Here is a 24,635-nt window from a genome sequence, read left to right as displayed (position 1 = left end):
TAAACATTTGGCTTTAACTTTAAAACAAAAATTCAAGATGGGGATAATGATAGAATGATAAACATTTTTTCCGGAAGATCCGGCTTATCGATTGCAGCACCTTGCTTGTTTGTGCAGGTTGCTATCCCATCTAGAGATTCTTGATAATTACCTGGCAAAGATATAATTATTTCGGAAATAAAAAAATATTTAACCTAAATTTTCGATTTTCAACATTTTAACGTAACAAATTATCTTTTTCAGCGTCTAACCAGATATCAGTAAAAACATTATGAAAAAAACAATTTTCGCGTTATCCTTATTAAGCTCTGTTTTTGTCTTTTCACAGGAAAAAAACAATAAACCTCAGGAAAAGCAGATTGAAGGTGTAGTTATCACCAAAACTAAAAAAGCAGTTGAACAAAAGGCAGACCGTACCATTTTTGACTTTTCCGAGCAACCTCAGCTGAACAACGGAAACGTATTGGAAGGAATAAAAAAGCTTCCTGGACTTGTATCTACCGACATCGCCGGAATGATGTATCAGGGAAAAATGTTGGAAGTGTATCTTAACGGAAGACCTCTCAATATCACATCCAATGAATTGAACTCCTTCCTGGAAGGAATGCCTGCCAATTCTGTAGAAAGAATTGAAGTGATCACCCAGCCCGGTGCTGAATTTCCGGCTACTTCCGGAGGTGCGATCATGAATATCATCACGAACAAAAATGCCAATAAATATTTAACTGCGACTTATTCAGGGAATTATTCTTTTACAAATTACGACAAGTATAGAAGCAGAACGACCAACTCTGTTAATTTAAATGCCAGAAATAAATATTTTGGATGGCAGCTGAATGTAGGACAAAACTACCGTGAAAGTATGTTAAACGGTCAGCAGGATGAACTTTTAACGAGTCATACAGACAGATACGGACGCGGATATTTTGCAAAGTCAGGATTAACTTTTGATTTAGGACAGGACAGATTGTTATTAAACTATGATATTTACCACAACAATAATGACAACTACACTTTAAGTAACGGTCATGGAGATTTACCATTTGAGAATAATCCAAAGGATTTAAGAGAGGCTTTTTACACTTCTTCGGATGTTGCCCATACCAATAGTTTGAGACAGGAAGCTGTGGTAACGTATCAGAAACGTTTTGCTGACAAATCTCAGAAGCTGGATTTTCAATTTGGCTATACAAGGTCTGACAGTAAGTTTGCTCAGGACAATTATTTCCAGAACGGTACATTTGTAATACCTGCAAACACTCCTATCAATAGCGCCATGAGTGGCTTAAAAGATATTCTGAACAATAAATCTGTGATGAATATTGCCAACTTTAAAGTAGATTATGCCCAGCCTATCAAGCTTCTTGATGGAGGAAAAGTAAGCTTTGGAGGATTATACGAGAAGCAGGATTATGATACGGAAAGTTTTGGCTTGACGAATCTTGAATATCAGAGACAGACGGCTTCAACCTATCTGGAATTTCAGGCTAAATTGAAAAAATTTGATTTCACATTGGGTTCCCGTGCTGAAAATTATGATATTTCCGGGGTAACAAGATATTTTGATAAGGATGCAAAGCTGGTAGAAGCTAACCTGATTCCTTTTAATAAATTTAAATTTTTCCCGAACGCAAGTGTGCAGTATAACATGATGAACCAGGTTTATATTGCTGCGAATTATAACAGAAAAATCAGTTTACCGAGTATTTCTGCCCTTAACCCGAATAACGTAACGTTCTCCGGACCAAGTACGGAAGTTAATGGTAACCCGAATCTACAACCTACTATTTTTGATAATTATGAATTAAAAATTTCGGCTTTTGATTATGCATTTATTGGATATAGCGTAAGCTCGGCAAGCAATCAGGTGGCGCAGATCATCAGAAAAGACGGAAGAAAACTCTACAACGAGCAGGTGAATATTTCGAATATGAAAATTCACAACTTCAACGTGGGTCTACCGGTTCCTTTTATGATTTTCAGCAAGCCTTTGAGCGAAATCATGAAATTTGATTTCAATCCTGACAAAATCAACTTCATGTACTTATATGCTGGTTATCAGAAACATGAAATCGATAATCTGAACAATAAAGGGTTCTGGATTTTCAATATCATGACTCAGATTCTTTTGCCTAAAGATATCAAAATGACAGCCAATTACAGCTATCTGACACCAAAAGCAGGATATTTCTACTTCACAGCAGAGAAACCATTCAACAACTCTCTTGATATCACATTGACGAAGAAGTTTATGAATAACCGTCTGACGCTTTCTGTTTTTGCGAATGATATTTTCAACGGACAGATGATGCAGGTACGTTCTAATCCACCGTCGGGAACTCCGGTAATGATCAGCAGCAAGTATGACACGAGAAATTTCGGATTTTCCATCAACTATAAAATTCCAACAAGAAATAAACTGGCGAAAGAGGACCCGAATATCCTAAATCAGACGAAAAAAGAGGATAACGGAGGCGTAATGCAACAGGCACAATAATTCTTCTTTTTTATACAACAAAATAAAAATAGGCAGTAAAATTTTACCGCCTATTTTTTTTAGGTTTTGGCTAAAGCCAATGGATGAATATTAAAAATTTAAACGGGCTAAAGCCCGTTCCTATTGATATTAAATAGTATTATTTGTGAAAAAATTTGTGATATTAGTGTTTACATCAAAAATCTATCGTCTGAAATCTCCAGTCCAGCGTATCTACCAATGTCAACTGATTGACAATTACCGGAAGATCTGTGATGATTTTCAAAGTCTGAAGAGCCATCATACTTCCTATTATTCCGGGAAGAGCTCCCAATACACCAAGGCTGTCACAATCCGGTACATCTTCATCGAGAGGCGGTTCCGGAAATAAATCCCTCAAATTTTTACTTCCGTTATGATTAAATACCGCAGTTTGTCCTGAGAATCCCAAAATACTTCCGTAGACCAAAGTCTTTTCTAATTTTACACAGGTGTCATTCACCAGATATCTTGTGGAAAAGTTATCTGATCCGTCCACGATAACATCGTACTGAGAAATTATTTCCTGAGCATTTACTTCATTTATTTTTTCCTCAATCCCATTCAATGTAACCTGATGATTAAGGTTCTCCACAAATATCTGAGCGCTCTTTACTTTTGAAAATCCAACTCTATTTTCGCTGTGAATAATCTGCCGGTTCAGATTGTGAAGTTCTACCTCATCAAAGTCTGCAATTCCCAGAGTTCCTACTCCAGCAGCAGCCAGATATTGAATCACAGGACTTCCCAAGCCTCCTGCACCAATGACAAGGACTTTTGAAGCCATGAGTTTCTTTTGTCCTTCCAATCCTATTTCTTCAATAAATATCTGCCGGCTATACCGTGAAAATTGATCTTTTTTCATAATTATATTTGAACCATTAAGATTCTTTAAGTTGATAAGGAAAGCTAAGCTTCACCTCTTCAAATTTCTTAATGGTTTTAAAATTTTAAAATCCACTATACACAGAATCCCAGTCTTTCATCACAGGATCATAGCCTGCTTTTTTAATCATGAGTCTGATCTCATCCATACTTCGTTCGTCACTGGTTTCAAACTGTTCCAGAGATTCTTTATCTACGGCATAGCCACCCGGATTGGTTTTGGAGCCCGCACTCATGGCTGTTGCCCCCAGAGCCACTATATTATTTCTAAAGACTTTATTTTCTCTGGTAGAAATAGAAATTTCGAGGTCTTCATTCCAGATTCTGTAGGCACAAATGAGTTGAAGCAGGTCTTTGTCTTCCATGATAAAATTGGGTTCAATGATTCCTTCTGCTGGTCTGAGCCTTGGAAAGGAAACAGAAAACTTACTTTTCCAGTACTGTTTCTGAAGATAATCTATGTGTAATGCGTTGAAAAAGCTGTCGATTCTCCAATCTTCAAGACCTAACAAAACCCCCAACCCGATTTTATGGATGCCTGCTCTTCCTATTCTGTCCGGAGTTTCCAGGCGAAAATGGAAATTTGATTTTTTACCTTTCGGATGGTATTCTCTGTAAACATCCTGATGATAGGTTTCCTGGTATACCAACACGGAATGCACTCCTTCTTCATGCAGCAATCTATATTCATCTTCCATTAAAGGTTGAACTTCAATGGAAATATTGGAAAAATGAGGTTTTAACTTACGGACAGCATTCTGAAAGTAAGGAACTCCAACTATTTTATTAGCTTCGCCACTTACCAGCAATACATGATTCACTCCCATAGATTTCAATACTGATGCTTCAATCATCAGTTCCATATCGGAAAGTGTCTTCCTTTTCAGTTGATTATCCAGACTGAATCCGCAATAGGTGCAGATATTCTGACATTCATTGCTCAGATACAGCGGAGCATAGAGCTGAATGGTTTTTCCGAATCGTTTTTGAGTAAGCATCTGCGTCATTCTCGCCATGAATTCCAGTTCATAGGAAGCGGCTGGTGAAAGCAGATTCAGAAAGTCATCAAGGTTTTTAGTCTTTTTCTGAAGACTGTTTCTTACATCAGACAGAGTTACTTTTTCAAGCTTATTCTTTACCTCCTCCCATTGGTAGCGTTCAAAAACATCTTTAAAGCTTTTCATAATTTTGATTTATTCAAACAAAAACGAAGTAAGCGGGCTTGAAGCCTCAGCATGATTAGCAATTGCTCCCAATCCGGATTCAAAAGCTCTTCTTCCGGCAATCACACCTTCTTTGAAAGCTACAGCCATATTCAACGGATTTCTGGCAACAGCAATAGCGGTATTCACCAAAACGGCGTCTGCTCCCATTTCCATGGCTTTTGCTGCATCTGATGGCGCCCCGATTCCCGCATCTACTACTACAGGAACATTACTCTGGCTGATAATTATTTCAAGAAAATCCTGTGTTCTTAATCCTTTATTCGTTCCGATGGGTGCTCCCAAAGGCATTACAACAGCGGTTCCGGCATCTTCAAGACGTTTGCATAAAACAGGATCGGCATGAATGTAAGGCATCACCACAAATCCCAGTTTGGCAAGTTCTTCGGTGGCATATAAAGTTTCAATAGGGTCTGGTAATAGATATTTCGGATCCGGATGGATTTCCAGTTTTACCCAGTTTGTTTCCAGTGCTTCTCTGGCCAATTGTGCTGCCAGTACGGCTTCCTTTGCTGTTCTGGCTCCGGAAGTATTAGGCAGAAGATGAACATTGGTTTCTTTTAATGAGTCGAGCAGATTCTCTTCATTGGATTGGGCATCAATTCTTTTTAGTGCCATGGTTACCATATCGGTTTCTGATGCGATGACAGATTGTACCATATCTGTGAGACTTCCGAACTTTCCTGTTCCTAAAAACAGTCTTGATTCAAAAATTCTTCCTGCTATTTCTAATTTCTGATTGCTCATATCATTACTTTTTTTAGTTCTTTAATAATGGTGGGCTGTTTTGTAATAAGCCCTGAAACGGAAACACCATAGATTCCGATCTCCTGTAACGGTAAGATATCTTCAAGGGTAACGCTTCCTATTGCAAATATTTTAGGAATATCAATTGATTGCTCGCTTAACCCATCTATGATTTTCCGATATCCTTCAAACCCAAGAACAGGGCTCAGCTTCTCTTTGGTTGTGGTAAATCTCAATGGTCCCAAACCGATATAATCACAAGATTCATTGATTCGTTGAATTACATCTGAAAGCGTATTCGCTGTTCCACCAATGATTTTATTTTCTCCCAAAATCTGTCTGGCCTCTCCTACAGCGCTGTCATTTAACCCTAAATGCACACCATCGGCGTCAATTTCTTTGGCTATTTGTACATGATCATTAATGATACAAACCGACTGATATTCTGAGCAAAGTTGTTTTGACGTTTCACAAAGACTGATTAATTCATTTTCAGGAGCATTTTTCCATCTTACCTGTACCCATTTGATTCCATTATCAAGGGCTTTTCGGATATGAAATTCCTGTTCCTGTATTGTGTTTCCTTGTGATATGTATTGTAATTTTTCCATATTTTTTATGAATGTGTTCCCAGCAAAGAGGAATTGCTTTTTAAAAATTTTTCGATATATAATTTCCCATTTCGGCAAGCTACCTCCATACTTTCACCTTTGGCCAATTCTGCTGTAATGGCTGATGATAAGACACAACCCGAACCATGTTTAGGAAAGTATTCTTCATTATGGCTGTTGGGTTGTAAAACAATTTCGTTTTCGTTTTCAACTAAAATATCCGTTCCCAACAGATCTTCTCTATGCCCTCCTTTGATCAGCAATGAGCATTTATTGGAATCCGGTAAAAGATTATTTTCCTTTAAAACACTGTACTCATTGTAATTGGGAGTTATCAAACTGAGTTTATGAACAACCGTTTTTAATTGAGAAAGGGTTTCAAGATCAAAAAAAGTGAATTCGGAAGTGCTTTTCAGAACGGGGTCCCAAACTATTTTTACTTCAGGATTGTCAATCTTTATCGTTTCTATAATCTCATCCAGAAATTCTGCATCTTTCACAATTCCGATTTTCACTGCTGAAACCGGGTAATTTTCCATCAACACCTTAATCTCTTTTATCACTTCATCCAATGGACGCCATTCAAGACTAAGACATTTGGACGCTGTTTGCAATGTTAACGCTGTACATACTCCCAGCCCCATCACTTTCGACTGTTCAAAGGTTTTACAATCTGATAATAAGCCTGCTCCACCACTTGGATCAAAGCCTGCTATACTTATGACATAAGGGCGTTCCTGCATTTTTTGAATACTTTTAAAGGTTCTTCACTTTGCCAAATGGCACCTAATAAAGCTGCTCCATCAACATCTGATTCAAAAACTTTATGAATATTATCCTGATCAATTCCCCCAAGAGCAATCAGTTTTACGTCTGGATTATTCCGATGTTGTATTTCTTCTTTAATGGCAGAATCCAATCCATATCCTTTTTTGGAGATACTTGGAAAGAACGGGCTTATGAAAACATATTCCCATTCTTTGTCCAAAGTATTATAGGTTATGATATCATGTACTGAAGTTGAGATGGTATTCTCTTCCGCAAAAGATTTATATGTTCCTTCCTTCCGATCAATTTCCCTGAAGTGAAATCTTGAAATATTATATTTTTTCCCGAGATCGTAATGCGTATGTAGCACCAACCGTGAATGGAAGATTCCGTCAATCTTAGTGATGAATTCAGTCATTTCATTTTGGCTGATCCACGGCTTCCGGATGTGAAGCAAATCAAGCCCTTCCTGAAACATCTGATTGATACTATCAGTTTCATTCGGAAGAATCAACTCAGGAGTGATAACGAGGATCATATATAAATTTCTTTGCCTTTCTCAATGAATTCCTGTGATTTATCCAGCATTCCCTGTTCTGCAGATTCACGAATTTCCTGAGTAATTTTCATCGAGCAGAATTTCGGTCCACACATAGAACAGAAATGGGCAATTTTTGCACCTTCTGCCGGCAGTGTTTCATCATGATAAGATCTTGCTGTTTCAGGATCTAAAGAAAGGTTGAACTGATCTTCCCATCTGAATTCAAATCTGGCTTTACTTAAGGCATTGTCTCTGTACTGTGCTCCCGGATGACCTTTTGCCAGATCTGCCGCATGAGCTGCCAGTTTATAGGTTATTACTCCAACTTTTACATCGTCTTTATTCGGAAGCCCTAAATGTTCTTTCGGGGTTACATAGCAAAGCATTGCACAGCCAAACCATCCGATCATCGCCGCCCCGATTCCTGAAGTGATATGATCATAACCCGGCGCAATATCAGTAGTCAGAGGGCCTAAGGTATAAAACGGAGCTTCATGGCATTCTTCCAATTGTTTTTCCATATTTTCTTTGATCATATGCATCGGAACGTGCCCCGGGCCTTCAATCATTACCTGTACATTATGTTTCCATGCAATTTTTGTCAGTTCACCTAAAGTTTCCAGTTCGGCAAACTGCGCTGCATCATTGGCATCTGCAATAGATCCCGGACGAAGACCATCACCCAGAGAGAAAGCAACATCATACTTCTTCATGATCTCACAAATCTCCTCAAAATGAGTGTATAGGAAGCTTTCTTTATGATGGAATAAACACCATTTCGCCATAATAGATCCTCCTCTGGAAACAATTCCGGTCACTCTTTTTGCTGTTAAATGAATGTATCTCAACAAAACTCCCGCATGGATCGTGAAGTAAGAAACTCCCTGTTCTGCCTGTTCAATAAGGGTATCTCTGAAAATTTCCCATGTCAGGTCTTCCGGAACTCCTTTTACTTTTTCCAATGCCTGATAGATCGGTACCGTACCAATAGGAACCGGACTGTTTCTGATGATCCACTCTCTTGTTTCGTGAATATTTTTCCCAGTTGAAAGATCCATAATGGTATCAGCTCCCCATCGACAGGCCCATACCGCTTTTTCCACTTCTTCATCAATACTGGATGAAACAGCGCTATTTCCGATATTCGCATTGATTTTCACCAGGAAATTTCTTCCGATAATCATTGGTTCACTTTCCGGATGGTTGATATTATTGGGAATAATAGCTCTTCCGGCAGCTATTTCGTCTCTTACAAATTCCGGAGTGATTTTACTTTTAGGAGTATTGGCTCCAAAGCTATGTCCGGGATGCTGAAAAGCCATTTCTTTGGATACTGATTCCAGCTGTTCTATTCTTTGATTTTCTCTGATCGCCACATATTCCATTTCGGGAGTGATGATTCCCTGTTTTGCATAGTAAAGCTGGGTCAATTCTTTTCCTTCCTGTGCTACTTTAGGTTTATGATCGTAAGAAAACCTTAATTCATCGAGACGTGGGTCTGCCAAACGGGCTTTTCCGTATTCTGAAGTGATTCCTTCCAGGATATTCACATCATTTCTGTCCAGAATCCATTGTTCCCTGATTCTTGGAAGTCCTTTCTGAATGTCAATAGCTGCATTTTCATCCGTATAAGGTCCCGAAGTGTCGTAGATCGTTACCGGAGCATTATGTTCAAAGCCGCCATTGGTCAATTTGGTGGGGCTAAGCTGTATTTCACGCATTGCTACATTGATAGGATGTATTGTTCCTTCAACATAGATTTTCTTTGAGTTCGGAAATGGCGAACATGTAATGGAGTGAGCCATAAGTATTGGTATTAAATATGAGAATTAACCGCCCTGAGTGGCAGTGATGATTAAAACTGAATCGTTGTTGTTGAGAATGGTTTCCGCCCAGACTGACAGGGGGATAATGCGATTGTTGAGGGCTACAGCGATGCCTTTTTTCTTTCCGGGCAGTTCAATAGCCAGTAATGCTTCCAGGTTGGCAGGAAGTACATCAAATGTTTTTCGGGTGTGGTTGATTACAAGTTCCATTCCTAATAATTTTAAATATACTTTAGGAATGGCCATTATTGTACAATAGAATGTACAGCAAAAGTCATCTACTTTTCCCTACGCTGGTATGATCCAGATCAGGTTCAAAGGGTAAAGTCTCAGTCTGTTGGTAACAGACACCCCTAAAGTTGGGAACGAAGTTAGACATTATTTTGAAATAAGCAAAATTGATTTTTACTTATAATGAAAAAAGACCATCTCGGTTTTGAGACAGTCTTCATTTTTATTTTAAATAGTTCTTTAGTAAAACAGCTTCATGCTTCCATCAGAATTATATTGATTAGTCCAATTTGATTGGCTCAGAAAAAATTCGGAGCTATAAGGTTTATATTCTTTTGAAATCATTCTTTGAGGATTATTTTTTGATAATGAAAAGTAGAAATAATCTTCAAAAACACCCAAATTCTTAAATGGATTTTGTGCAGCATCAAAGTTATCCAATGTAATTTCATTCGTAACATAAGCATCAATATTATTATGCTTTTCCGTTTTAATTGCCTTTTCTAAATTTCCTGAGGTGTTATAAATAAACTTTTCTACATAGGTCAAAATATAATCTTGTGGATCAGTTGGATCGTATGGAACATTAGGATATTGGGTTAAAATCTCAATTAACTTTCCTGAAGCATCATAAGTATAGGTCAAATACTTATCCATATATGAATTATTAACCTGTGGAATAACTACTTTAATAACTCTACCCTGATTATCAAATTCAAATTTCCTTTCATTCAATTGAACATTAAATGATGGATCTGAGCTATAACTTCCTACAACAGCTGTATTTCCTGTATAAGATATTTTAGTATAAATCAGATTTGTAAATCGGTCCGGAGCTCCCGAAGCTCCTGAGGACTTCAAAATTCCTCCATTTTTTTTATAAACTCTTCCCTGAGCATCATATTCGAACATATAATTTTGTTCCAATCCATTAAAGACAGGTGACAAAACAGGATAATTCCACGATATTTTACTAGTATTTTCAGTAATCGTCTGTTGTGAATTATCCACCGGCAATTCATCATTGTCTGAACAAGATGCCATAGCCAGCAATGTGGCTAATAAAAGTGATTTGAATTTCATGGTATAGTTTTTTATGATATGCTTATTCTTCACAAGCTCTCCAGATCGCATCATTTTGCGGCACCGGAGCTGTAATTTCAATATTTTCTTTGGTAACGGGATGAATAAATTCAAGCTTTCTTGCATGAAGATTGATTCCTCCATCCGGATTGGAACGTGGGGCTCCATATTTCAGGTCTCCTTTGATCGGAATTCCTGTTTTAGATAATTGTGCTCTGATCTGATGGTGTCTTCCCGTTTCAAGGTCAATTTCCAACAGCAAATAATTGTCTAATGTTTTGATCACATGATAAGTCAGGATTGCTTCTTTTGCACCTTCAGTAGCTTTAGGAAAGACAATGGCTTTATTATTTTTTTCATTTTTCTTTAAATAATGTACCAGTCTCTGGCTTTGCGGGATCATTTCTTTACCCACAACTGCCCAATATGTTTTTTTCACCTCCCGGTTTTTCACCATCTGCGTAAGACGGGAAAGTGCTTTGGAAGTTTTTGCATAGATCACCAGCCCCGAAGTTGGACGGTCTATACGATGAACCAAGCCGAGAAAAACATTTCCCGGCTTAGCATCTCTTATTTTTATAAAATTCTTGATGGATTCTAATAGTGATTCATCTCCGGTTTTGTCACCCTGTACAAGCTGACCCACCTTTTTATTAATCACCAGAAGATGGTTGTCTTCATATATAATCTGCTCCTTCATGCTTCTTCTGTCTATCTTCTTCTATTGGATAAAGACAGGATAATTCCCGCCAGAAGGCCTACTGTTTTTACTGCAGAAAGTTTTGAGTCTTCTGGTATGAATGCTCCCAATACACAAATGGCAGCAGCAGCATACATGGCATAGACAAAATTCTTATTGGTAAGCAGTGGGGCCTGAATAAAGAAGCTCGCACCTATCAGAACATAAAAAACTTTTCTTGAAAGCAAATGATTGATTTCCGGAGAAAATAAATTAAACCATCCCACAGCAAGACAAATCAGTGCTGCGATAGATAGTATTCCCTGGATAGATTGTTGATTCTGCATAGATTAATAGCTTTCGTTTTCGTTTGGAAACTCTACATTCTTCACATCTTTTACGTATTGAGAAACTGCTCCTGTAATTTCTGTGTAAAGGTCAAGATATCTTCTTAAGAATTTCGGGCTGAAACCTTTGTTCATTCCTACCATATCATGATATACCAAAACCTGCCCGTCACAGTCTGCTCCGGCCCCGATTCCAATAGTAGGAATGGAAATACTTTCAGTCACTTTTTTTGCCAATTCTGCAGGTATTTTTTCCAATACAACAGAAAAACAGCCTAATTCTTCCAAAAGCTGTGCATCAGCAATCAGTTTTTCAGCTTCTGCCTCTTCTTTAGCTCTTACTTTATACGTTCCGAATTTATAAATAGACTGTGGTGTTAATCCCAAATGTCCCATTACCGGAATACCAGCGTTGATAATTTTTTTGATTGATTTGGAAATTTCCTTTCCGCCTTCAATTTTCACGGCATGTGCTCCACCTTCCTTCATCATTCTTACCGCAGATTCCAATGCTTTTTCAGGATTACTCTGATAAGTTCCGAAAGGTAAATCTGCTACCACCAAAGCTCTGTCGGTTCCTCTTACCACACTTTGAGCATGATAGATCATTTGATCCAGCGTAATAGGTAATGTAGTTTCAAAACCGGCCATTACATTCGCTGCAGAGTCTCCAATCAAAATAGCATCTACTCCACCTGCATCTACCATCTTTGCTGTGGTAAAATCATAGGCTGTAAGCATTGTTATTTTTTCCTTGTCGAATTTCATTTTACGCAAGGTTTCAGTCGTAACTTTTTTAATTTCAGAGTGAACAGACATAATTTATCTATTTTTAAAAGTTAAAAAGTCGGCCTTGAGCCGACTTAAGTTTTTGTATGATTTATAAAACTACGTGACCGAGTTTCATGAGTTTGTCGTGATTTAAGATCTTGATATTTCTTCCGTCTACTTCAATGAGACTATCCTGTTTGAATTCTGAGATCAGACGGATGGCACTTTCTGTAGCGGTACCAATGATATTGGCAATTTCTTCTCTCGTTAATGAGATCTTGATGAAGCCTTCAGGATCTACTCCCAGCTTCTGTTCCAGAAGCAGTAGTATTTCAGCCAGTCTTTCTCTTACCGTTTTCTGGGCAAGGAAAGTAATGGTATTTGAAGATTCTCCTAGTTCGTATGAGATTTTTTGAAGCATTACGAAAGACAGCTGCGGATCTACTTCCAGAAGATACATAAAAATATCTGCGGGTAAGAAAACACATTCAATATCTGTCATTGCTTCTGCTTTGGCCTGGAAATTTTCCCCGCAAAGCAAAGAACGATAGCCGATGATATCCCCTTCTTTGATAAATCTTAAAATTTGGTCTTTCCCGAAGGCTCCTGATTTCGAAAGTTTGGCAGCCCCTTTTTCCAGAACGAACACTCCTTTTGGAGTTTCACCATCCTCGAAAATGGTTTCATGTTTCTGAAAACTCAGTTTCTTTTTGCCATTAATGTATTTTTCAAAATCTGCGCTAGAAAGTCTTTCTTTAAATGATTTATCATTAAAAACTCTGGCGAACCTCTCTTCAATTGCTATCTGTTGTTCCTGCGGCATTTTATATGATATTTATCACAAAAATAGAACTTTTTAACGCGATAAACAAAAAAATTTGTTATAATTTTGTAGTTCAATATTTTATGGGGTGAGCGAGAACTGTTTTCATTGTGGTCAAGGGATAGAAAAAGAGAGAATTTTATTTGATGAAAAGACTTTCTGTTGTAATGGATGCAAATCTGTTTACGAAATTCTAAATTTAAATAATTTAAGCAATTTCTATGAGCTTAATAAAGGAGCGGGAATTCGTCCGAATGACGAAAATTCTACTCAATTTGACTACTTAGATACACCGGAAATTTTTGAAAAAGTGACTGATTTTTCTGAAGGAAGCACCAGTCTCGTAACATTCAAAATCCCTGTCATTCACTGTTCTTCTTGTATCTGGCTGTTAGAAAGCCTTCACACGTTAAATAAGCATATTAAATATTCTCAGGTTAATTTCACTAGAAAGACCTTACAGATCTCATTCAATCATAACGATCTGAAATTAAGCGAACTTGCTAAATTTTTAACCAACCTGGGGTACAAACCCGTCATCAGTCTTGAAACCGCTGATAAAAATGAAGACCATCTTGACAAATCTTTATTAGTAAAATTTGCCATTGCTGCCTTTGCTTTTGGTAACGGAATGTTCCTTGCTTTTCCTGAATATATTGGGGGTGAAGATTATTGGATGGAACATTACAGAGGCTTATTCAGAACCCTGATATTCCTTTTGGCAACACCTGTCGTATTTTACTCCGCTTCAGATTATTATAAATCTGCATGGTACGGCTTAAAAAATAAAATCGTCAACATTGATGTTCCGATTGTCTTAGGAATTTTTGTCCTATACGGAAGAAGCATCTACGAAGTGGTAACAGATTATGGTCCAGGATATTTCGACACTCTATGTGGACTGTTATTCTTCATGCTTCTTGGAAAAATTTTCCAAAAAAGAACATATAGTGCTCTTTCTTATGACAGAGATTATAAATCTTTCTATCCGATTGCCGTAACAAAAGTTGATTTCGAAGGAAAACAGGATAATATTTTACTGTCTGAAATAAAAGTGGGTGATAGAATTCTGGTAAGAAATCAGGAAATCATCCCGGTGGATGCTATTCTGATCAACGGAGAAGGAAACATTGACAACAGTTTTATTACCGGAGAAAGTGAAAGCATCAGCAAACAACCCGGAGATAAAATTTTCGCGGGAGGAAAACAGATTGGATCTTCTTTAGAGCTTGAAGTCATTAAAAACGTAGATCAAAGTTATTTAACGCAGCTTTGGAATAAAGAAGCATTTAAAAAACACGAAACAGGACTTGACACGTTAACAAATAACGTCAGTAAATATTTCACATTCATCATTTTAGGGATTGCTTTGGTAGCAGGAACTTATTGGTATTTTATTGATTTAAATAAAATGTTCCAGGTTATTTCAGCTATTCTGATCATTGCATGCCCGTGTGCTCTCGCACTCTCTGCACCATTCACTTTCGGGCACATTATGAGGATTTTAGGTCGAAATAAGTTCTATGTAAAAGATACTTTAACGATTGAAAAAATCGCGAAGCTTGATACAATTGTTTTTGACAAGACCGGAACGATCACGCACAGAAAAAAATCCAATATCAACTACGAAGGATCTGAAATCAATGAATTTGATTCTCTGAATATTAAGACTTTATTAAAGAACTCCAACCACCCGCTTTCAAAATCATTATATGAATTTATCGAGGTCAATGATGAGTATTTCCCTGTAGAGAAATTCGTTGAAATCTCAGGAAAAGGATATGAAGCCAGTGTAAGAGGAAGTCTTTATAAAATTGGTTCCGCCCGTTACAACAACCAGGAACCTAAAAACCTGGAAACAGCAGTTTACATCAGCAAAAATGGTGAATATTTAGGCAAATTCATCTTTAAGAATGAATACCGTCCGAAGCTGAAAGAACTTTTCACAAAATTAACCAACTACAAAATATTTATTCTGAGTGGAGATAATTCTTCAGAAGAAAATCAGCTTAAAGAACTTATTCCCAATTATAAAGGAATGGCCTTTAATCAAAGTCCGGAAGACAAGCTGAATTACATTAAAACCCTTCAGGATCAGCATATGAAAGTTGCGATGCTGGGAGATGGCCTTAATGATGCGGGAGCTTTAAAACAAAGTAATGTAGGGATTGCCATTGCTGACGACACCAACAGTTTTACGCCATCTTCCGATGTGATTATGAATGGCGATAAAGTAGTTACACTGGACAATTACCTGAACGTTTGCAAGGGTTCTATCACCATTGTGAAAATGACATTTATAATCAGTTTTCTATACAATATCGTTGGTTTAAGTTACGCTGTTACAGGACATATGCATCCGCTCTTCGCTGCAATCATCATGCCAATCAGTTCAATTACAGTGGTTACCTTTACTACACTTTCAACCTGGATTTTAGGCCGCAAATATTTCAAAAAACAGGCTTAAAAGCCCTTATTTAGACTGATTTTAAATTAGCTGAAATCGTCTTTTCGTGATGAAAGTCATTATTTTTCACTAAATTTGAACCCCGAAAATAGGTTAATTTTGTTGTCCAATGGATATTCTATATTTAATGATCCTCTGCAGTGTTTCTTTGGCTGCGATTTTCTTGGTCGTATTTATAGTGTATGCCCGAAAAGGACAGTTTGAAGATGATGAATCTCCGGCTGTCAGAATCCTTTTTGATGATGAAAAAGTCAAAGAAAATGATGAACCTGGCAACAAAGATAAAGACGAGAAAGAAATAGGAGAAAATAATAAAAATTGAGAAAAATAGTGAATAGTTGATATGGAAACACAGAAGTTTAGTTATGACAATAGTATTGTCCGTGCGTTCCTTTATGCGACCTTAGTTTTCGGTCTTATAGGGTTTACGTTCGGGCTTACGGCGGCATTAATGCTTTTCTACCCTGAATTGCCTGAATTCTTTTTCGGGACAGATGACACAACCATTAAAAGTTTGGCATCAGGTAATATTGAAGGGTTAATAAACACTCATGGTGCATTTGGTTTTGGTAGAATCAGAATGCTGCACACCAATACCGTAATCTGGGCATTTGTATGTAATATCGTTTATACCGGTATTTATTACTCATTACAGAGATTATTAAAAACAAGAATGTACAGTGACACATTGTCTTGGTTACATTTCTGGACTTGGCAGTTTATGATCGTTGCTACGTTCATTACATTCTTTATGGGAATCAATACCTCTAAGGAATATGCTGAACACGAGTGGCCGATCGACATATTGATCGCATTCTCATGGATCATTTTTGGTATCAATATGTTCCTGACTATTTCAAAGAGAAGAGTGAGACACCTTTATGTAGCGATTTGGTTCTACATCGGTACTTGGATTGCGGTAGCAATGCTTCACATCTTCAATAACCTTGAAGTACCTTTATCTTTCACAGGCTGGAAATCTTATTCAGCATACGCAGGGGTAAAAGATGCTATTGTACAGTGGTGGTATGGGCACAATGCGGTTGCATTCGTATTGACGACTCCGGTTCTTGGTTTAATGTATTACTTCCTTCCGAAGGCTGCAGACAGACCGGTATTCTCTTATAAACTGTCTATTATTCACTTCTGGTCATTAATTTTCGTATATATCTGGGCTGGTCCTCACCACCTTCAGTATACAGCTCTTCCGGCTTGGGCTCAGGCGGTAGGAACAGGGTTCTCTATCATGCTTATTGCCCCATCTTGGGGAGGTATGTTAAATGGTCTTCTTACGTTAAGAGGAGCTTGGGATAAAGTAAGAGAAAATCCTATCCTTAAGTTCTTCGTAGTAGCTGTTACCTGTTATGGTATGGCAACGTTTGAAGGGCCGCTTTTGGCAACTAAAAACATCAACAAAATTGGTCACTTTACAGACTGGGTTATCGGTCACGTACACTTAGGAGCTCTTGGATGGAATGGTTTCATGGCATTCGGGGTTATCTATTATCTGGTACCCATCATGTGGAGAACAAAAATTTGGTCTGTAAAATTAGCTAACTGGCACTTCTGGTTAGGCACTTTAGGAATTATCTTCTATGCAGTACCAATGTATATTTCAGGATTTACACAGGGATTAATGTGGAAGCAGTTCAATCCGGACGGAACATTATTATGGAAAAACTGGTTGGATACTGTAACGGCTATTATTCCTTACTTCAAAATGAGATTCGTAGGAGGTTTATTCTATATCTCAGGAGCGATCTTAATGATCGTAAACGTAATTGCTACGGTAAGAAAAGGATCATTCCAGAAAGAAGTTCCTGCTGAAGCTCCTGCATTAGCAAACATCAGTAAAAATAGAAAAGAAGGAGAAGGTACTCACCTTTGGTTAGAAAGAACTCCTGTATTATTAGGTATTTTATCTTTCATTACAATATCTATTGGTAGTTCAATTGAAATCATCCCTACCCTATCTCTTAAGAAAAGTGTACCTACGATTTCAGCGGTAAAACCATATTCACCACTTGAGCTTGAAGGTAGAGATATTTATATCCGTGAAGGGTGTAATGCTTGTCACTCTCAGATGATCAGACCGTTCAGAGATGAGATCACAAGGTTCAACGGTAAAAACGGACAATACTCCAAAGCTGGAGAATTCGTATACGACAGACCATTCCTATGGGGTTCTAAGAGAACAGGACCGGATTTACATAGAGAAGGTGGTAAAAACCCAAGTTCTTGGCACTACAAGCACATGTATAACCCAAGATCAACTTCTGCAGGTTCTATCATGCCTCGTTACCCTTGGTTAATTGCTACTGACTTAGACAGAACTAAGATGGTTGACAAAATGAAGCTGATGAAAAATGTGTTCGATGTACCTTATTCTAAGGCTGAAATCGATTCTGCAGATAAATGGGCCAACAACCAATCAGCAAAAATTGTAAAAGATATCTTCTCTGAAGCAAATGACCTTAAACAGGCTTATGCTAAGAGACCTCAGGGAGAATTGGAGAAAAAAGAAATTGTAGCTCTTATTTCTTATCTTCAGAGATTAGGAACTGATATCAAAACAACTGAAATCAAAACAGCAAGTAATAACTAAAACATTAAAAGGTTCATACTATGATTCCTCAGAACTTTAAAGATATATTATCCAATACAGAAAACGCTGGTTTCTACCAGACGCTGGCTCTGATTTTCTTTATGCTGTTCTTCATTGCTTTGGTAATTTATGTTTTTAGCAGACCTAAAAAATATTACAAAGAAGAAGAAGAGGCTCCTCTTGGGGATGATGAAGATGACGATTTTAATTTAAAAAATTAAACTATTTTTTATGAAACAAAGAACACCTGTTGTTATAAACATCTTAATAATAATCGGACTTTTAATAGTTTTTTATTATTTATTTGTACAGAGCTACGCGTTCCTAGCTTCGCCTTATTTCTGGGGAACTGTTGTGATCGCTGGTATCCTTGCCTATATTCATGGTGCCATTGGAGACCTTATCGAGAACAACAAATTCAAAAAATTATCTCCGGAGGAAAAAGCAGCTTATCTGGCTGAAAAGAAAGTTCCTTTCTTAAAAAGAATGTATCTGGCTGCATTCAAAAAGCAATCTGAAACTGAAGAAAAGGATATCCTTATCGATCACGGTTTCGATGGAATTATGGAGTTGGATAACCAATTACCAAAATGGTGGGTAGGTTTATTCTATTTTGGGACCGCTTTTTGTATTGTGTATATTGCTGCATACTCTTTCACAGACTTCGCTCACCCGTTAAGCGAATATGAAAAAGAATATAAAGAGCAGTTAGCCAGTATTGAAGAATATCAGAAATCTCAGCCTCCTGTAACAATTGAAACAGCAAAGTATTCAGCTGATAATATTGCAGAAGGTAAAGAATTATTCAAAACAAACTGTGCATCTTGTCACAAAGAAGACGGTAGTGGAGGTATCGGACCAAACCTTACTGATAACTACTGGATCAACCAGCCTGAGAAAACGTTATTTAAAAACGTATTCCATATGGACTGGAATGGTTCTCCTACTAACCCTGCGATGAGACCATTCGGTAAAAACGGAGAAGTTTCAGGTGCAGAGATTGAAAAGATTGCAGCGTATGTATATCACATCAATCAGGAACAACCACCAGTGACTCCGGCTCAGGGAGGAGCAGCTCCACAAGGAACTGAAGCACATTGGGAAAAAGAATAATTTAAAAAATTAGAAACATATGAAAAAAACATAATTTGTTATTAGATTAAAATAGTAACGAATTATGTTTTTTCTTTTTTAAAACCTATTAACATATGTCAGACATAGAAGAAATAGAAGTACGCGGCGGACAGGGACAGGTTCTGGACCCTGAGACTTACAGAGATTCTATAGGGACAATGGAGCAATCCGGAAAAAGAAGATGGGTCTTCCCAAGAAAACCTAAAGGAAAGTACACCAACTATAGAAACATTGTAAGCTATCTACTATTAATTATTTATTTTACATTACCATTCATCAAAATCAATGGCAACCCATTGCTGATGTTTAATGTAATAGACAGGGAGTTTTTCATCTTTGGACAGCCTTTCTATCCACAGGACTTTTTCATCCTTACTTTAGGTGCTATTGCCTCCTTAATCTTTATTATTGTTTTTACGATTGCGTTCGGAAGAATTTTCTGCGGGTGGATTTGCCCTCAGACAATTTTTATGGAATCGATTTTCCGTAAAATAGAATATCTGATTGAAGGTGACAGAAACAAGCAAATGAAGCTGGACAGACAGGAGTGGAACAGCGAAAAGATCTGGAAAAGAAGTTTAAAATGGACTGTTTATATCATCATTTCATTAATAATCACCCACTTCATGTTCATGTATATTGTAGGATATGAAGAAGTATTCAAGATCATTGGTGAAGGACCATTTGCACATCCAACCAATTTTATCGTAATGATTCTTCTTACTGCTGCATTTTACTTTGTATTTGCATGGTTCAGGGAGCAGGTTTGTACATTGGTGTGCCCATACGGAAGACTTCAGGGGGTATTAATTGATAAAGACACAATCAACGTTTTCTACGACTTCAAAAGAGGAGAAAACAGGTCAAAATGGAGAAAAGGCGAAGACCGTAAGGCTGCCGGCAAAGGAGATTGTATCGACTGTCACCAGTGTGTAGTGGTATGTCCTACCGGAATTGACATCAGAGACGGACAACAATTGGAATGTATCAACTGTACAGCGTGTATTGATGCTTGTGATGAAGTAATGGACAAGGTAGGTCTTCCAAAAGGACTGATCCGATATGCTTCCGAAAACGAAATTGAAAAAGAAACTCAATTTAAGTTTACAGGAAGAATGAAAGGATTTGCCGTATTCTTATTACTTCTTGTAGGATTCTTAGGATATCTTCTATACAGCCGTGGTGAGATGGAGGCTAAATTCATCAAACCGGCAGGAAGCACATTCTTTGTAAGAGACGGTAAAATTACCAATACCTATAATTATACTTTCCTTAATAAAACGAACGATAAAAAAATAGTTACCATCAAAGTAATTGATCCTGCACATGGTGAAATCACTTACAGTGCATCCAGTAAGATTCAGGTAGACCGGGATAAAATTTCTAAAGGGACTATTAATATCAGCTTCCCGGAAGATGAAATGAAGCTTTCTAAACAGAATATTACCATTGGCGTTTACGATATGAAAGGAAAACTGGTCGATTCATATCAGACTTATTTTGAAGGACCATTCAAACTGCAATTTTAATTAGAAAAAAATGAAGAACTTTAGTTGGGGACACGGTGTTGTAATTGCATTATTAGCATTCATAGTTTTTATATTATCCATGATGTTCCTTTTCCCGAACGGACAGAAGAACTCGGAAATGGTAACAGATAATTATTATGAAGAGGAGTTGAAATATCAGGATGTCATTGATGCTAAGAAAAAAGCAGATGAATTACCGGAAAAACCAGTATACAGCCAGGATCCCAAGGGAATTAAAATTACTTTTCCAAAAGAATATAACAATTCAAATACTACGGTAAAATTTGTTTTAAACAGAACCGACGACCAGAATTTAGATATCAAAAAATCTGTACAGCTTGATGCCAGCCAGTCTTTCATAATCCCTTCACAGGTATTGAAAATGGGTAACTATACACTTAGGCTGAGTTGGACAACAGATAAAACAGACTACAGAATGGATTATGACGTGATATGGAAATAGGACTTATTGTATCGGCTATTGCTTTAGGCTTTGCTTCCGGTTTTCACTGTATCGGAATGTGCGGCCCTATTGCCTTGTCGATGGGATTAACCAAAAAGCAGGCTGCCAACTTTTATCTTCAGAACCTTACTTATCAATTCGGAAGAATTTTCACCTATTCCTTATTGGGTGCACTTCTTGGGATTATCGGACAGGGATTTGAAATGGCAGGCTTCCAGAAATACCTTACCATTACGGCAGGAGTACTTTTGATCATTATGGCTGTATTTTCCTTTGGAGGAAAAGATTTTGCTTCAAAAATTCCTTTTCTCTCTAAATTTCTATATAGCGTAAAAATGAATCTGGGAAAGCTTCTTCAGAAAGCGGATTACCGATCAAGATTTACCACAGGAATTCTTAATGGCTTTTTACCATGTGGAATGGTTTATATGGCTCTTACAGCAAGCCTTGCAGGCGGAGGAATATGGCAGGGAGCTTTATATATGGCTTTATTTGGATTGGGAACCCTTCCGTTCATGTTTGCCATTGTTTTGGCTGGAAATCTCATGAATCAGGCTTTCAGAGTGAAAGTTTTGAAAGCGGTTCCGGTGATCATGATTATTTTAGGAGGATTATTTATTCTAAGAGGTCTTGAACTGGGAATTCCTTATGTTTCTCCAAAAGCGGAAGCAATGACAATCTCTAAAGATCCGAACGGAGCTGTTAACTGCCATTAATTCGTATTTAAATACACCATGAAGAAAACCATTGTCTTATTTCTGATAAGCCTTTTTATGCTGCAATCCTGCAGCGTGAATTCTGAAATTGTCTATCATAAAGATGCCGCTTCTACTTCCGTAACCGATATTGATACGAAAGAGTTTATGGTAGAAATGATGGCCATGACCCCAGACTCGCTAAAGCAGAAAGAATTTGGAGAAGTGGACAAGCTTCCAACAACCTGGACAAGTATGTACGATCTTGCCAAAAAGGAAGGAAAATTAAAAACTGAAAATCCGGATTCAATCAGGATCATGAAAAAGATATTCATGAAATCAACGAAAGAAGACAATAAACTGGCAGGGTTTTCTTTTAAAATGGAACATTTTGCTCCGGAAGATTATCAGGCTCTGAAAAGCTTTACAAAAACGGAAAAGATCCCTTTGGATCAGAACATTTACAATAATTGGGACGGAAAAACCCTGACGATTGATACCGAAAACTTTAACCTTAAAAGTATTGAAGAGGCTATTCGCTCCAAAAGCTCAAAGGAAGAAACTGAGAAGATGGCCGGAATGATGATGATGTTTTTCAAAAAGATCGGTACTACTTTAAAGTTTGAAAATCCCATAAAATCAATGACAGGGAAGCATGACTGGGTAAAGCAGATCGATGATCATTCAATAAGAATAGAATATGACCTGAAATCCATTTATGATAAAGATTCAAAACTCAAAAACGAAGATAAAAAGATTATTATCGTTACAGAATAAAGCAAAACCCACCGGGATCCGGTGGGTTTTTATTGTATACTAAATTAATTGATTAGTTTAGTTGATTACATCAAATCTTGCATATTCTGCAATCTTCTTAGGAAGTTTGATTCCTTCTGCTGTCTGGTTGTTCTCAAGCAATGCCGCCATAATTCTTGGCAGTGCCATTGCAGATCCGTTCAGGGTGTGAACCAACTGAGATTTACCATCACCTTTGTAACGGCATTTTAATCTGTTTGCCTGGAAGGTTTCAAAGTTGGAAACAGAGCTTACTTCAAGCCACATTTCCTGAGCTGCACTCCATACTTCAAAATCATACGTCATCGCAGATGCAAAACCAGTATCACCACCACAAAGTCTTAATACTCTGAATGGAAGTTCAAGATCTGTAAGGATTTCCTTGATGTGCTCTACCATTTCTTCCAAAACAGCGTAAGAGTTCTCAGGTTTTTCAATTCTTACAATCTCTACTTTTTCAAACTGGTGCAGACGGTTCAATCCTCTTACGTGAGCTCCGTAGCTTCCCGCTTCTCTTCTGTAGCACTGCGAGAATGCCGTATTTTTGATGGGAAGATCTTTCTCATCAAGCAATACATCGCGGTAAAGGTTCGTTACAGGAACTTCTGCTGTAGGAATAAGGTACAGTTTATCTTCGTTGATATAATACATCTGTCCTTCTTTATCAGGCAGTTGTCCGGTTCCAAATCCAGATGCTTCATTCACAACGTGAGGAGGATTTACTTCTGTATATCCTTTTTCTACATTTTTATCTAAGAAATACTGAACCAAAGCTCTCTGCAATCTTGCTCCTTTTCCTAAATAAACCGGGAAACCTGCTCCTGCAATTTTAACCCCTAATTCAAAATCAATAAGGTTGTATTTTTTAGCCAGTTCCCAGTGAGGAATAGCTCCTTCACCAAGACCTTCTACCGGATGAGACTGGAAAATCATTTCGTTATCATCAGCAGAAGCTCCGCTTTTTACCAATTCATTTGGAATGTTCGGAAGCTGGTACAGAATATTCAGTAAGTCATTTTCTTTAACTTCTAACTGGGATTTCAATTCTGCGCTCGACTCTTTGTATTGTGCTGTTTTAGATTTTGCAGATTCCGCTTCATCTTTTTTCCCTTCTTTCATCAAAAGCCCGATTTCTTTCGATATTTTGTTGATTTCGGATAGCTGGGAATCTAGTTCAAACTGGATTCTTTTTCTTTCGTCGTCGGCAGCGATAGCCTCGTCTACCAACTCAAGATTTTTGAATTGTCTTTTCTTAAGACCTTCTAAAACGCGTTCCTTATTGTCGCGCAAAAAATTGACTTGTAACATTTTATTTAGATGTTAAATATTAGATGTTTAGCTTATAATAAGCTAACAATTGTACAAATTTAAAAATTATTTTGTGATAGTGACGGTATTTATCGAAGTTGGTGCATCAGCATCTTTAGAAAATACCGGAACCCTATTATACAAAACTTTTGAAACCTGGAATACGGTTGGTGTATTACGATACTGAATTTCCAAAGTATCAATTACATTGTCAGCTACATTAGTACTTTTTGTATAGGTAATTTGCATTTTAGAGTAGTAAGAATTTCCCGTCCCCGGATTATCAGGACTTATAGAATCCAGCCTTCTTCTTTTTGCGCCTGCCAGATACTCCATATAAAATAATGAATCTGTTGTCATTCTTAACGAAACACTTACCGGAGAAATATCTTTAGTTCCAAAAATATCATTTACCGAAAATCCTGTATAAGATCCGGTCTTTTTACTGTTCAGAAGATCCTGCCCAGCGCTGTTTTTCACATAGATATTAAGTAACTGATCTATTCTCTGCAAAGAATCATCATCACTTTTACAACTTACAAGTGCAAAAACCGCAACAAGTATGCCCCAAAAATATTTCATCATAAAT

The 24,635-nt window shown here is 37.5% G+C and carries 25 protein-coding genes and 2 riboswitches; of the genes, 10 read left to right on the top strand and 15 right to left on the bottom strand.

The features are described from left to right. Positions 1-54: 54 nt before the first annotated feature. Positions 55-152, bottom strand: a riboswitch (SAM-I-IV-variant riboswitch). Positions 153-271: 119 nt separating this feature from the next. Then, positions 272-2,497: an outer membrane beta-barrel protein gene (locus tag FN817_RS16255; RefSeq protein ID WP_142718858.1), complete on the top strand. Its 2,226-nt coding sequence runs from the start codon at positions 272-274 to the stop codon at positions 2,495-2,497. A 175-nt stretch (positions 2,498-2,672) separates the two neighbouring features. Here the strand turns inward: FN817_RS16255 and FN817_RS16250 are convergent, their stop codons facing one another. The 13 genes from FN817_RS16250 to FN817_RS16190 all read right to left on the bottom strand — a co-directional run bounded on the left by FN817_RS16250 (position 2,673) and on the right by FN817_RS16190 (position 13,050). Next, a complete protein-coding gene (locus FN817_RS16250) occupies positions 2,673-3,380 on the bottom strand; it encodes a HesA/MoeB/ThiF family protein (RefSeq protein WP_167498886.1) in 708 nt (235 codons plus the stop codon). 85 nt (positions 3,381-3,465) lie between these two features. Then, positions 3,466-4,584, bottom strand: coding sequence for a 2-iminoacetate synthase ThiH (thiH, locus tag FN817_RS16245; protein WP_142718856.1), 1,119 nt, complete (start codon positions 4,582-4,584; stop codon positions 3,466-3,468). 9 nt (positions 4,585-4,593) lie between these two features. Next, positions 4,594-5,370, bottom strand: coding sequence for a thiazole synthase (locus tag FN817_RS16240; protein WP_142718855.1), 777 nt, complete (start codon positions 5,368-5,370; stop codon positions 4,594-4,596). Then, positions 5,367-5,981: a thiamine phosphate synthase gene (locus FN817_RS16235; RefSeq protein WP_142718854.1), complete on the bottom strand. Its 615-nt coding sequence runs from the start codon at positions 5,979-5,981 to the stop codon at positions 5,367-5,369. Before FN817_RS16235 ends, FN817_RS16240 begins: the two co-directional genes overlap by 4 nt. Before the next feature lie 5 nt (positions 5,982-5,986). Continuing rightward, positions 5,987-6,724, bottom strand: a complete 738-nt coding sequence (locus FN817_RS16230) for a hydroxymethylpyrimidine/phosphomethylpyrimidine kinase (protein ID WP_142718853.1) — start codon at positions 6,722-6,724, stop codon at positions 5,987-5,989. After that, on the bottom strand, positions 6,700-7,287 hold the full coding sequence (locus tag FN817_RS16225; RefSeq protein ID WP_142718852.1) for a thiamine phosphate synthase: 588 nt from the start codon (positions 7,285-7,287) through the stop codon (positions 6,700-6,702). Before FN817_RS16225 ends, FN817_RS16230 begins: the two co-directional genes overlap by 25 nt. Then, positions 7,284-9,095, bottom strand: a complete 1,812-nt coding sequence (gene thiC / locus FN817_RS16220) for a phosphomethylpyrimidine synthase ThiC (RefSeq protein WP_142718851.1) — start codon at positions 9,093-9,095, stop codon at positions 7,284-7,286. The genes FN817_RS16225 and thiC overlap by 4 nt, the downstream gene beginning before the upstream one ends. A 24-nt stretch (positions 9,096-9,119) precedes the next feature. Further along, a complete protein-coding gene (thiS, locus tag FN817_RS16215) occupies positions 9,120-9,362 on the bottom strand; it encodes a sulfur carrier protein ThiS (protein WP_228451583.1) in 243 nt (80 codons plus the stop codon). Between the two features lie 22 nt (positions 9,363-9,384). Continuing rightward, positions 9,385-9,481, bottom strand: a riboswitch (TPP riboswitch). Positions 9,482-9,587: 106 nt separating this feature from the next. Next, positions 9,588-10,430 carry a hypothetical protein gene (locus tag FN817_RS16210; RefSeq protein WP_142718850.1) on the bottom strand — a complete coding sequence of 281 codons (843 nt, stop codon included), beginning with the start codon at positions 10,428-10,430 and terminating at the stop codon, positions 9,588-9,590. 22 nt (positions 10,431-10,452) lie between these two features. Beyond that, a complete protein-coding gene (locus FN817_RS16205) occupies positions 10,453-11,130 on the bottom strand; it encodes an RluA family pseudouridine synthase (protein ID WP_142718849.1) in 678 nt (225 codons plus the stop codon). A gap of 11 nt (positions 11,131-11,141) precedes the next feature. Then, the gene (locus tag FN817_RS16200) at positions 11,142-11,456 is read right to left on the bottom strand and encodes a hypothetical protein (protein WP_126652688.1); all 315 of its coding nucleotides are present in this window, start codon (positions 11,454-11,456) and stop codon (positions 11,142-11,144) included. Positions 11,457-11,459: 3 nt separating this feature from the next. Continuing rightward, complete coding sequence (gene panB, locus FN817_RS16195; protein ID WP_047381678.1) at positions 11,460-12,275, bottom strand: 3-methyl-2-oxobutanoate hydroxymethyltransferase; 816 nt, start codon at positions 12,273-12,275, stop codon at positions 11,460-11,462. 61 nt (positions 12,276-12,336) lie between these two features. Next, a complete protein-coding gene (locus FN817_RS16190) occupies positions 12,337-13,050 on the bottom strand; it encodes a Crp/Fnr family transcriptional regulator (protein ID WP_047424695.1) in 714 nt (237 codons plus the stop codon). A gap of 88 nt (positions 13,051-13,138) precedes the next feature. Here FN817_RS16190 and FN817_RS16185 point away from each other — a divergent pair, with 88 nt between their 5' ends. The 9 genes from FN817_RS16185 (at position 13,139) to FN817_RS16145 (ending at position 22,720) form a co-directional block, all read left to right on the top strand. Next, positions 13,139-15,517, top strand: coding sequence for a heavy metal translocating P-type ATPase (locus FN817_RS16185; protein WP_142718848.1), 2,379 nt, complete (start codon positions 13,139-13,141; stop codon positions 15,515-15,517). A 109-nt stretch (positions 15,518-15,626) separates the two neighbouring features. Beyond that, entirely contained in the window at positions 15,627-15,839 is a 213-nt protein-coding gene (gene ccoS, locus FN817_RS16180) for a cbb3-type cytochrome oxidase assembly protein CcoS (RefSeq protein ID WP_047424690.1), read from the top strand. Between the two features lie 21 nt (positions 15,840-15,860). After that, on the top strand, positions 15,861-18,122 hold the full coding sequence (gene ccoN, locus FN817_RS16175) for a cytochrome-c oxidase, cbb3-type subunit I (RefSeq protein ID WP_047424689.1): 2,262 nt from the start codon (positions 15,861-15,863) through the stop codon (positions 18,120-18,122). Positions 18,123-18,142: 20 nt separating this feature from the next. Beyond that, complete coding sequence (locus tag FN817_RS16170; protein ID WP_002983870.1) at positions 18,143-18,343, top strand: cbb3-type cytochrome oxidase subunit 3; 201 nt, start codon at positions 18,143-18,145, stop codon at positions 18,341-18,343. 10 nt (positions 18,344-18,353) lie between these two features. After that, positions 18,354-19,235, top strand: coding sequence for a cbb3-type cytochrome c oxidase N-terminal domain-containing protein (locus FN817_RS16165; protein ID WP_142718847.1), 882 nt, complete (start codon positions 18,354-18,356; stop codon positions 19,233-19,235). A 95-nt stretch (positions 19,236-19,330) separates the two neighbouring features. Beyond that, positions 19,331-20,785, top strand: coding sequence for a cytochrome c oxidase accessory protein CcoG (ccoG, locus tag FN817_RS16160; protein WP_047424685.1), 1,455 nt, complete (start codon positions 19,331-19,333; stop codon positions 20,783-20,785). A 10-nt stretch (positions 20,786-20,795) separates the two neighbouring features. Beyond that, positions 20,796-21,248, top strand: a complete 453-nt coding sequence (locus FN817_RS16155) for a FixH family protein (protein WP_142718846.1) — start codon at positions 20,796-20,798, stop codon at positions 21,246-21,248. Next, positions 21,239-21,964, top strand: coding sequence for a sulfite exporter TauE/SafE family protein (locus FN817_RS16150; protein ID WP_142718845.1), 726 nt, complete (start codon positions 21,239-21,241; stop codon positions 21,962-21,964). The genes FN817_RS16155 and FN817_RS16150 overlap by 10 nt, the downstream gene beginning before the upstream one ends. An 18-nt stretch (positions 21,965-21,982) precedes the next feature. Continuing rightward, positions 21,983-22,720 carry a hypothetical protein gene (locus FN817_RS16145; protein WP_142718844.1) on the top strand — a complete coding sequence of 246 codons (738 nt, stop codon included), beginning with the start codon at positions 21,983-21,985 and terminating at the stop codon, positions 22,718-22,720. 57 nt (positions 22,721-22,777) lie between these two features. On the opposite strand, the gene serS is transcribed toward FN817_RS16145, so the two are convergent. Together serS and FN817_RS16135 are read right to left on the bottom strand one after the other, a co-directional pair. Beyond that, positions 22,778-24,046, bottom strand: a complete 1,269-nt coding sequence (gene serS, locus FN817_RS16140; RefSeq protein ID WP_142718843.1) for a serine--tRNA ligase — start codon at positions 24,044-24,046, stop codon at positions 22,778-22,780. Between the two features lie 66 nt (positions 24,047-24,112). After that, a complete protein-coding gene (locus FN817_RS16135) occupies positions 24,113-24,631 on the bottom strand; it encodes a hypothetical protein (RefSeq protein ID WP_142718842.1) in 519 nt (172 codons plus the stop codon). Positions 24,632-24,635: the final 4 nt, after the last annotated feature.

Source organism: Chryseobacterium rhizoplanae, assembly GCF_900182655.1.
In the GTDB taxonomy this organism is placed as follows: domain Bacteria; phylum Bacteroidota; class Bacteroidia; order Flavobacteriales; family Weeksellaceae; genus Chryseobacterium; species Chryseobacterium rhizoplanae.
Note: the sequence above shows the minus strand (reverse complement) of the source record. Positions and strands in the feature narration are given on the sequence as shown.

Coding starts and splice junctions, on each gene's coding strand:
- FN817_RS16255 (WP_142718858.1), top strand. CDS start 272: ATGAAAAAAACAATTTTCGCGTTATCCTTATTAAGCTCTGTTTTTGTC.
- FN817_RS16250 (WP_167498886.1), bottom strand. CDS start 3,380: ATGAAAAAAGATCAATTTTCACGGTATAGCCGGCAGATATTTATTGAA.
- thiH (WP_142718856.1), bottom strand. CDS start 4,584: ATGAAAAGCTTTAAAGATGTTTTTGAACGCTACCAATGGGAGGAGGTA.
- FN817_RS16240 (WP_142718855.1), bottom strand. CDS start 5,370: ATGAGCAATCAGAAATTAGAAATAGCAGGAAGAATTTTTGAATCAAGA.
- FN817_RS16235 (WP_142718854.1), bottom strand. CDS start 5,981: ATGGAAAAATTACAATACATATCACAAGGAAACACAATACAGGAACAG.
- FN817_RS16230 (WP_142718853.1), bottom strand. CDS start 6,724: ATGCAGGAACGCCCTTATGTCATAAGTATAGCAGGCTTTGATCCAAGT.
- FN817_RS16225 (WP_142718852.1), bottom strand. CDS start 7,287: ATGATCCTCGTTATCACTCCTGAGTTGATTCTTCCGAATGAAACTGAT.
- thiC (WP_142718851.1), bottom strand. CDS start 9,095: ATGGCTCACTCCATTACATGTTCGCCATTTCCGAACTCAAAGAAAATC.
- thiS (WP_228451583.1), bottom strand. CDS start 9,362: ATGGCCATTCCTAAAGTATATTTAAAATTATTAGGAATGGAACTTGTA.
- FN817_RS16210 (WP_142718850.1), bottom strand. CDS start 10,430: ATGAAATTCAAATCACTTTTATTAGCCACATTGCTGGCTATGGCATCT.
- FN817_RS16205 (WP_142718849.1), bottom strand. CDS start 11,130: ATGAAGGAGCAGATTATATATGAAGACAACCATCTTCTGGTGATTAAT.
- FN817_RS16200 (WP_126652688.1), bottom strand. CDS start 11,456: ATGCAGAATCAACAATCTATCCAGGGAATACTATCTATCGCAGCACTG.
- panB (WP_047381678.1), bottom strand. CDS start 12,275: ATGTCTGTTCACTCTGAAATTAAAAAAGTTACGACTGAAACCTTGCGT.
- FN817_RS16190 (WP_047424695.1), bottom strand. CDS start 13,050: ATGCCGCAGGAACAACAGATAGCAATTGAAGAGAGGTTCGCCAGAGTT.
- ccoS (WP_047424690.1), top strand. CDS start 15,627: ATGGATATTCTATATTTAATGATCCTCTGCAGTGTTTCTTTGGCTGCG.
- ccoN (WP_047424689.1), top strand. CDS start 15,861: ATGGAAACACAGAAGTTTAGTTATGACAATAGTATTGTCCGTGCGTTC.
- FN817_RS16170 (WP_002983870.1), top strand. CDS start 18,143: ATGATTCCTCAGAACTTTAAAGATATATTATCCAATACAGAAAACGCT.
- FN817_RS16165 (WP_142718847.1), top strand. CDS start 18,354: ATGAAACAAAGAACACCTGTTGTTATAAACATCTTAATAATAATCGGA.
- ccoG (WP_047424685.1), top strand. CDS start 19,331: ATGTCAGACATAGAAGAAATAGAAGTACGCGGCGGACAGGGACAGGTT.
- FN817_RS16155 (WP_142718846.1), top strand. CDS start 20,796: ATGAAGAACTTTAGTTGGGGACACGGTGTTGTAATTGCATTATTAGCA.
- FN817_RS16150 (WP_142718845.1), top strand. CDS start 21,239: ATGGAAATAGGACTTATTGTATCGGCTATTGCTTTAGGCTTTGCTTCC.
- FN817_RS16145 (WP_142718844.1), top strand. CDS start 21,983: ATGAAGAAAACCATTGTCTTATTTCTGATAAGCCTTTTTATGCTGCAA.
- serS (WP_142718843.1), bottom strand. CDS start 24,046: ATGTTACAAGTCAATTTTTTGCGCGACAATAAGGAACGCGTTTTAGAA.
- FN817_RS16135 (WP_142718842.1), bottom strand. CDS start 24,631: ATGATGAAATATTTTTGGGGCATACTTGTTGCGGTTTTTGCACTTGTA.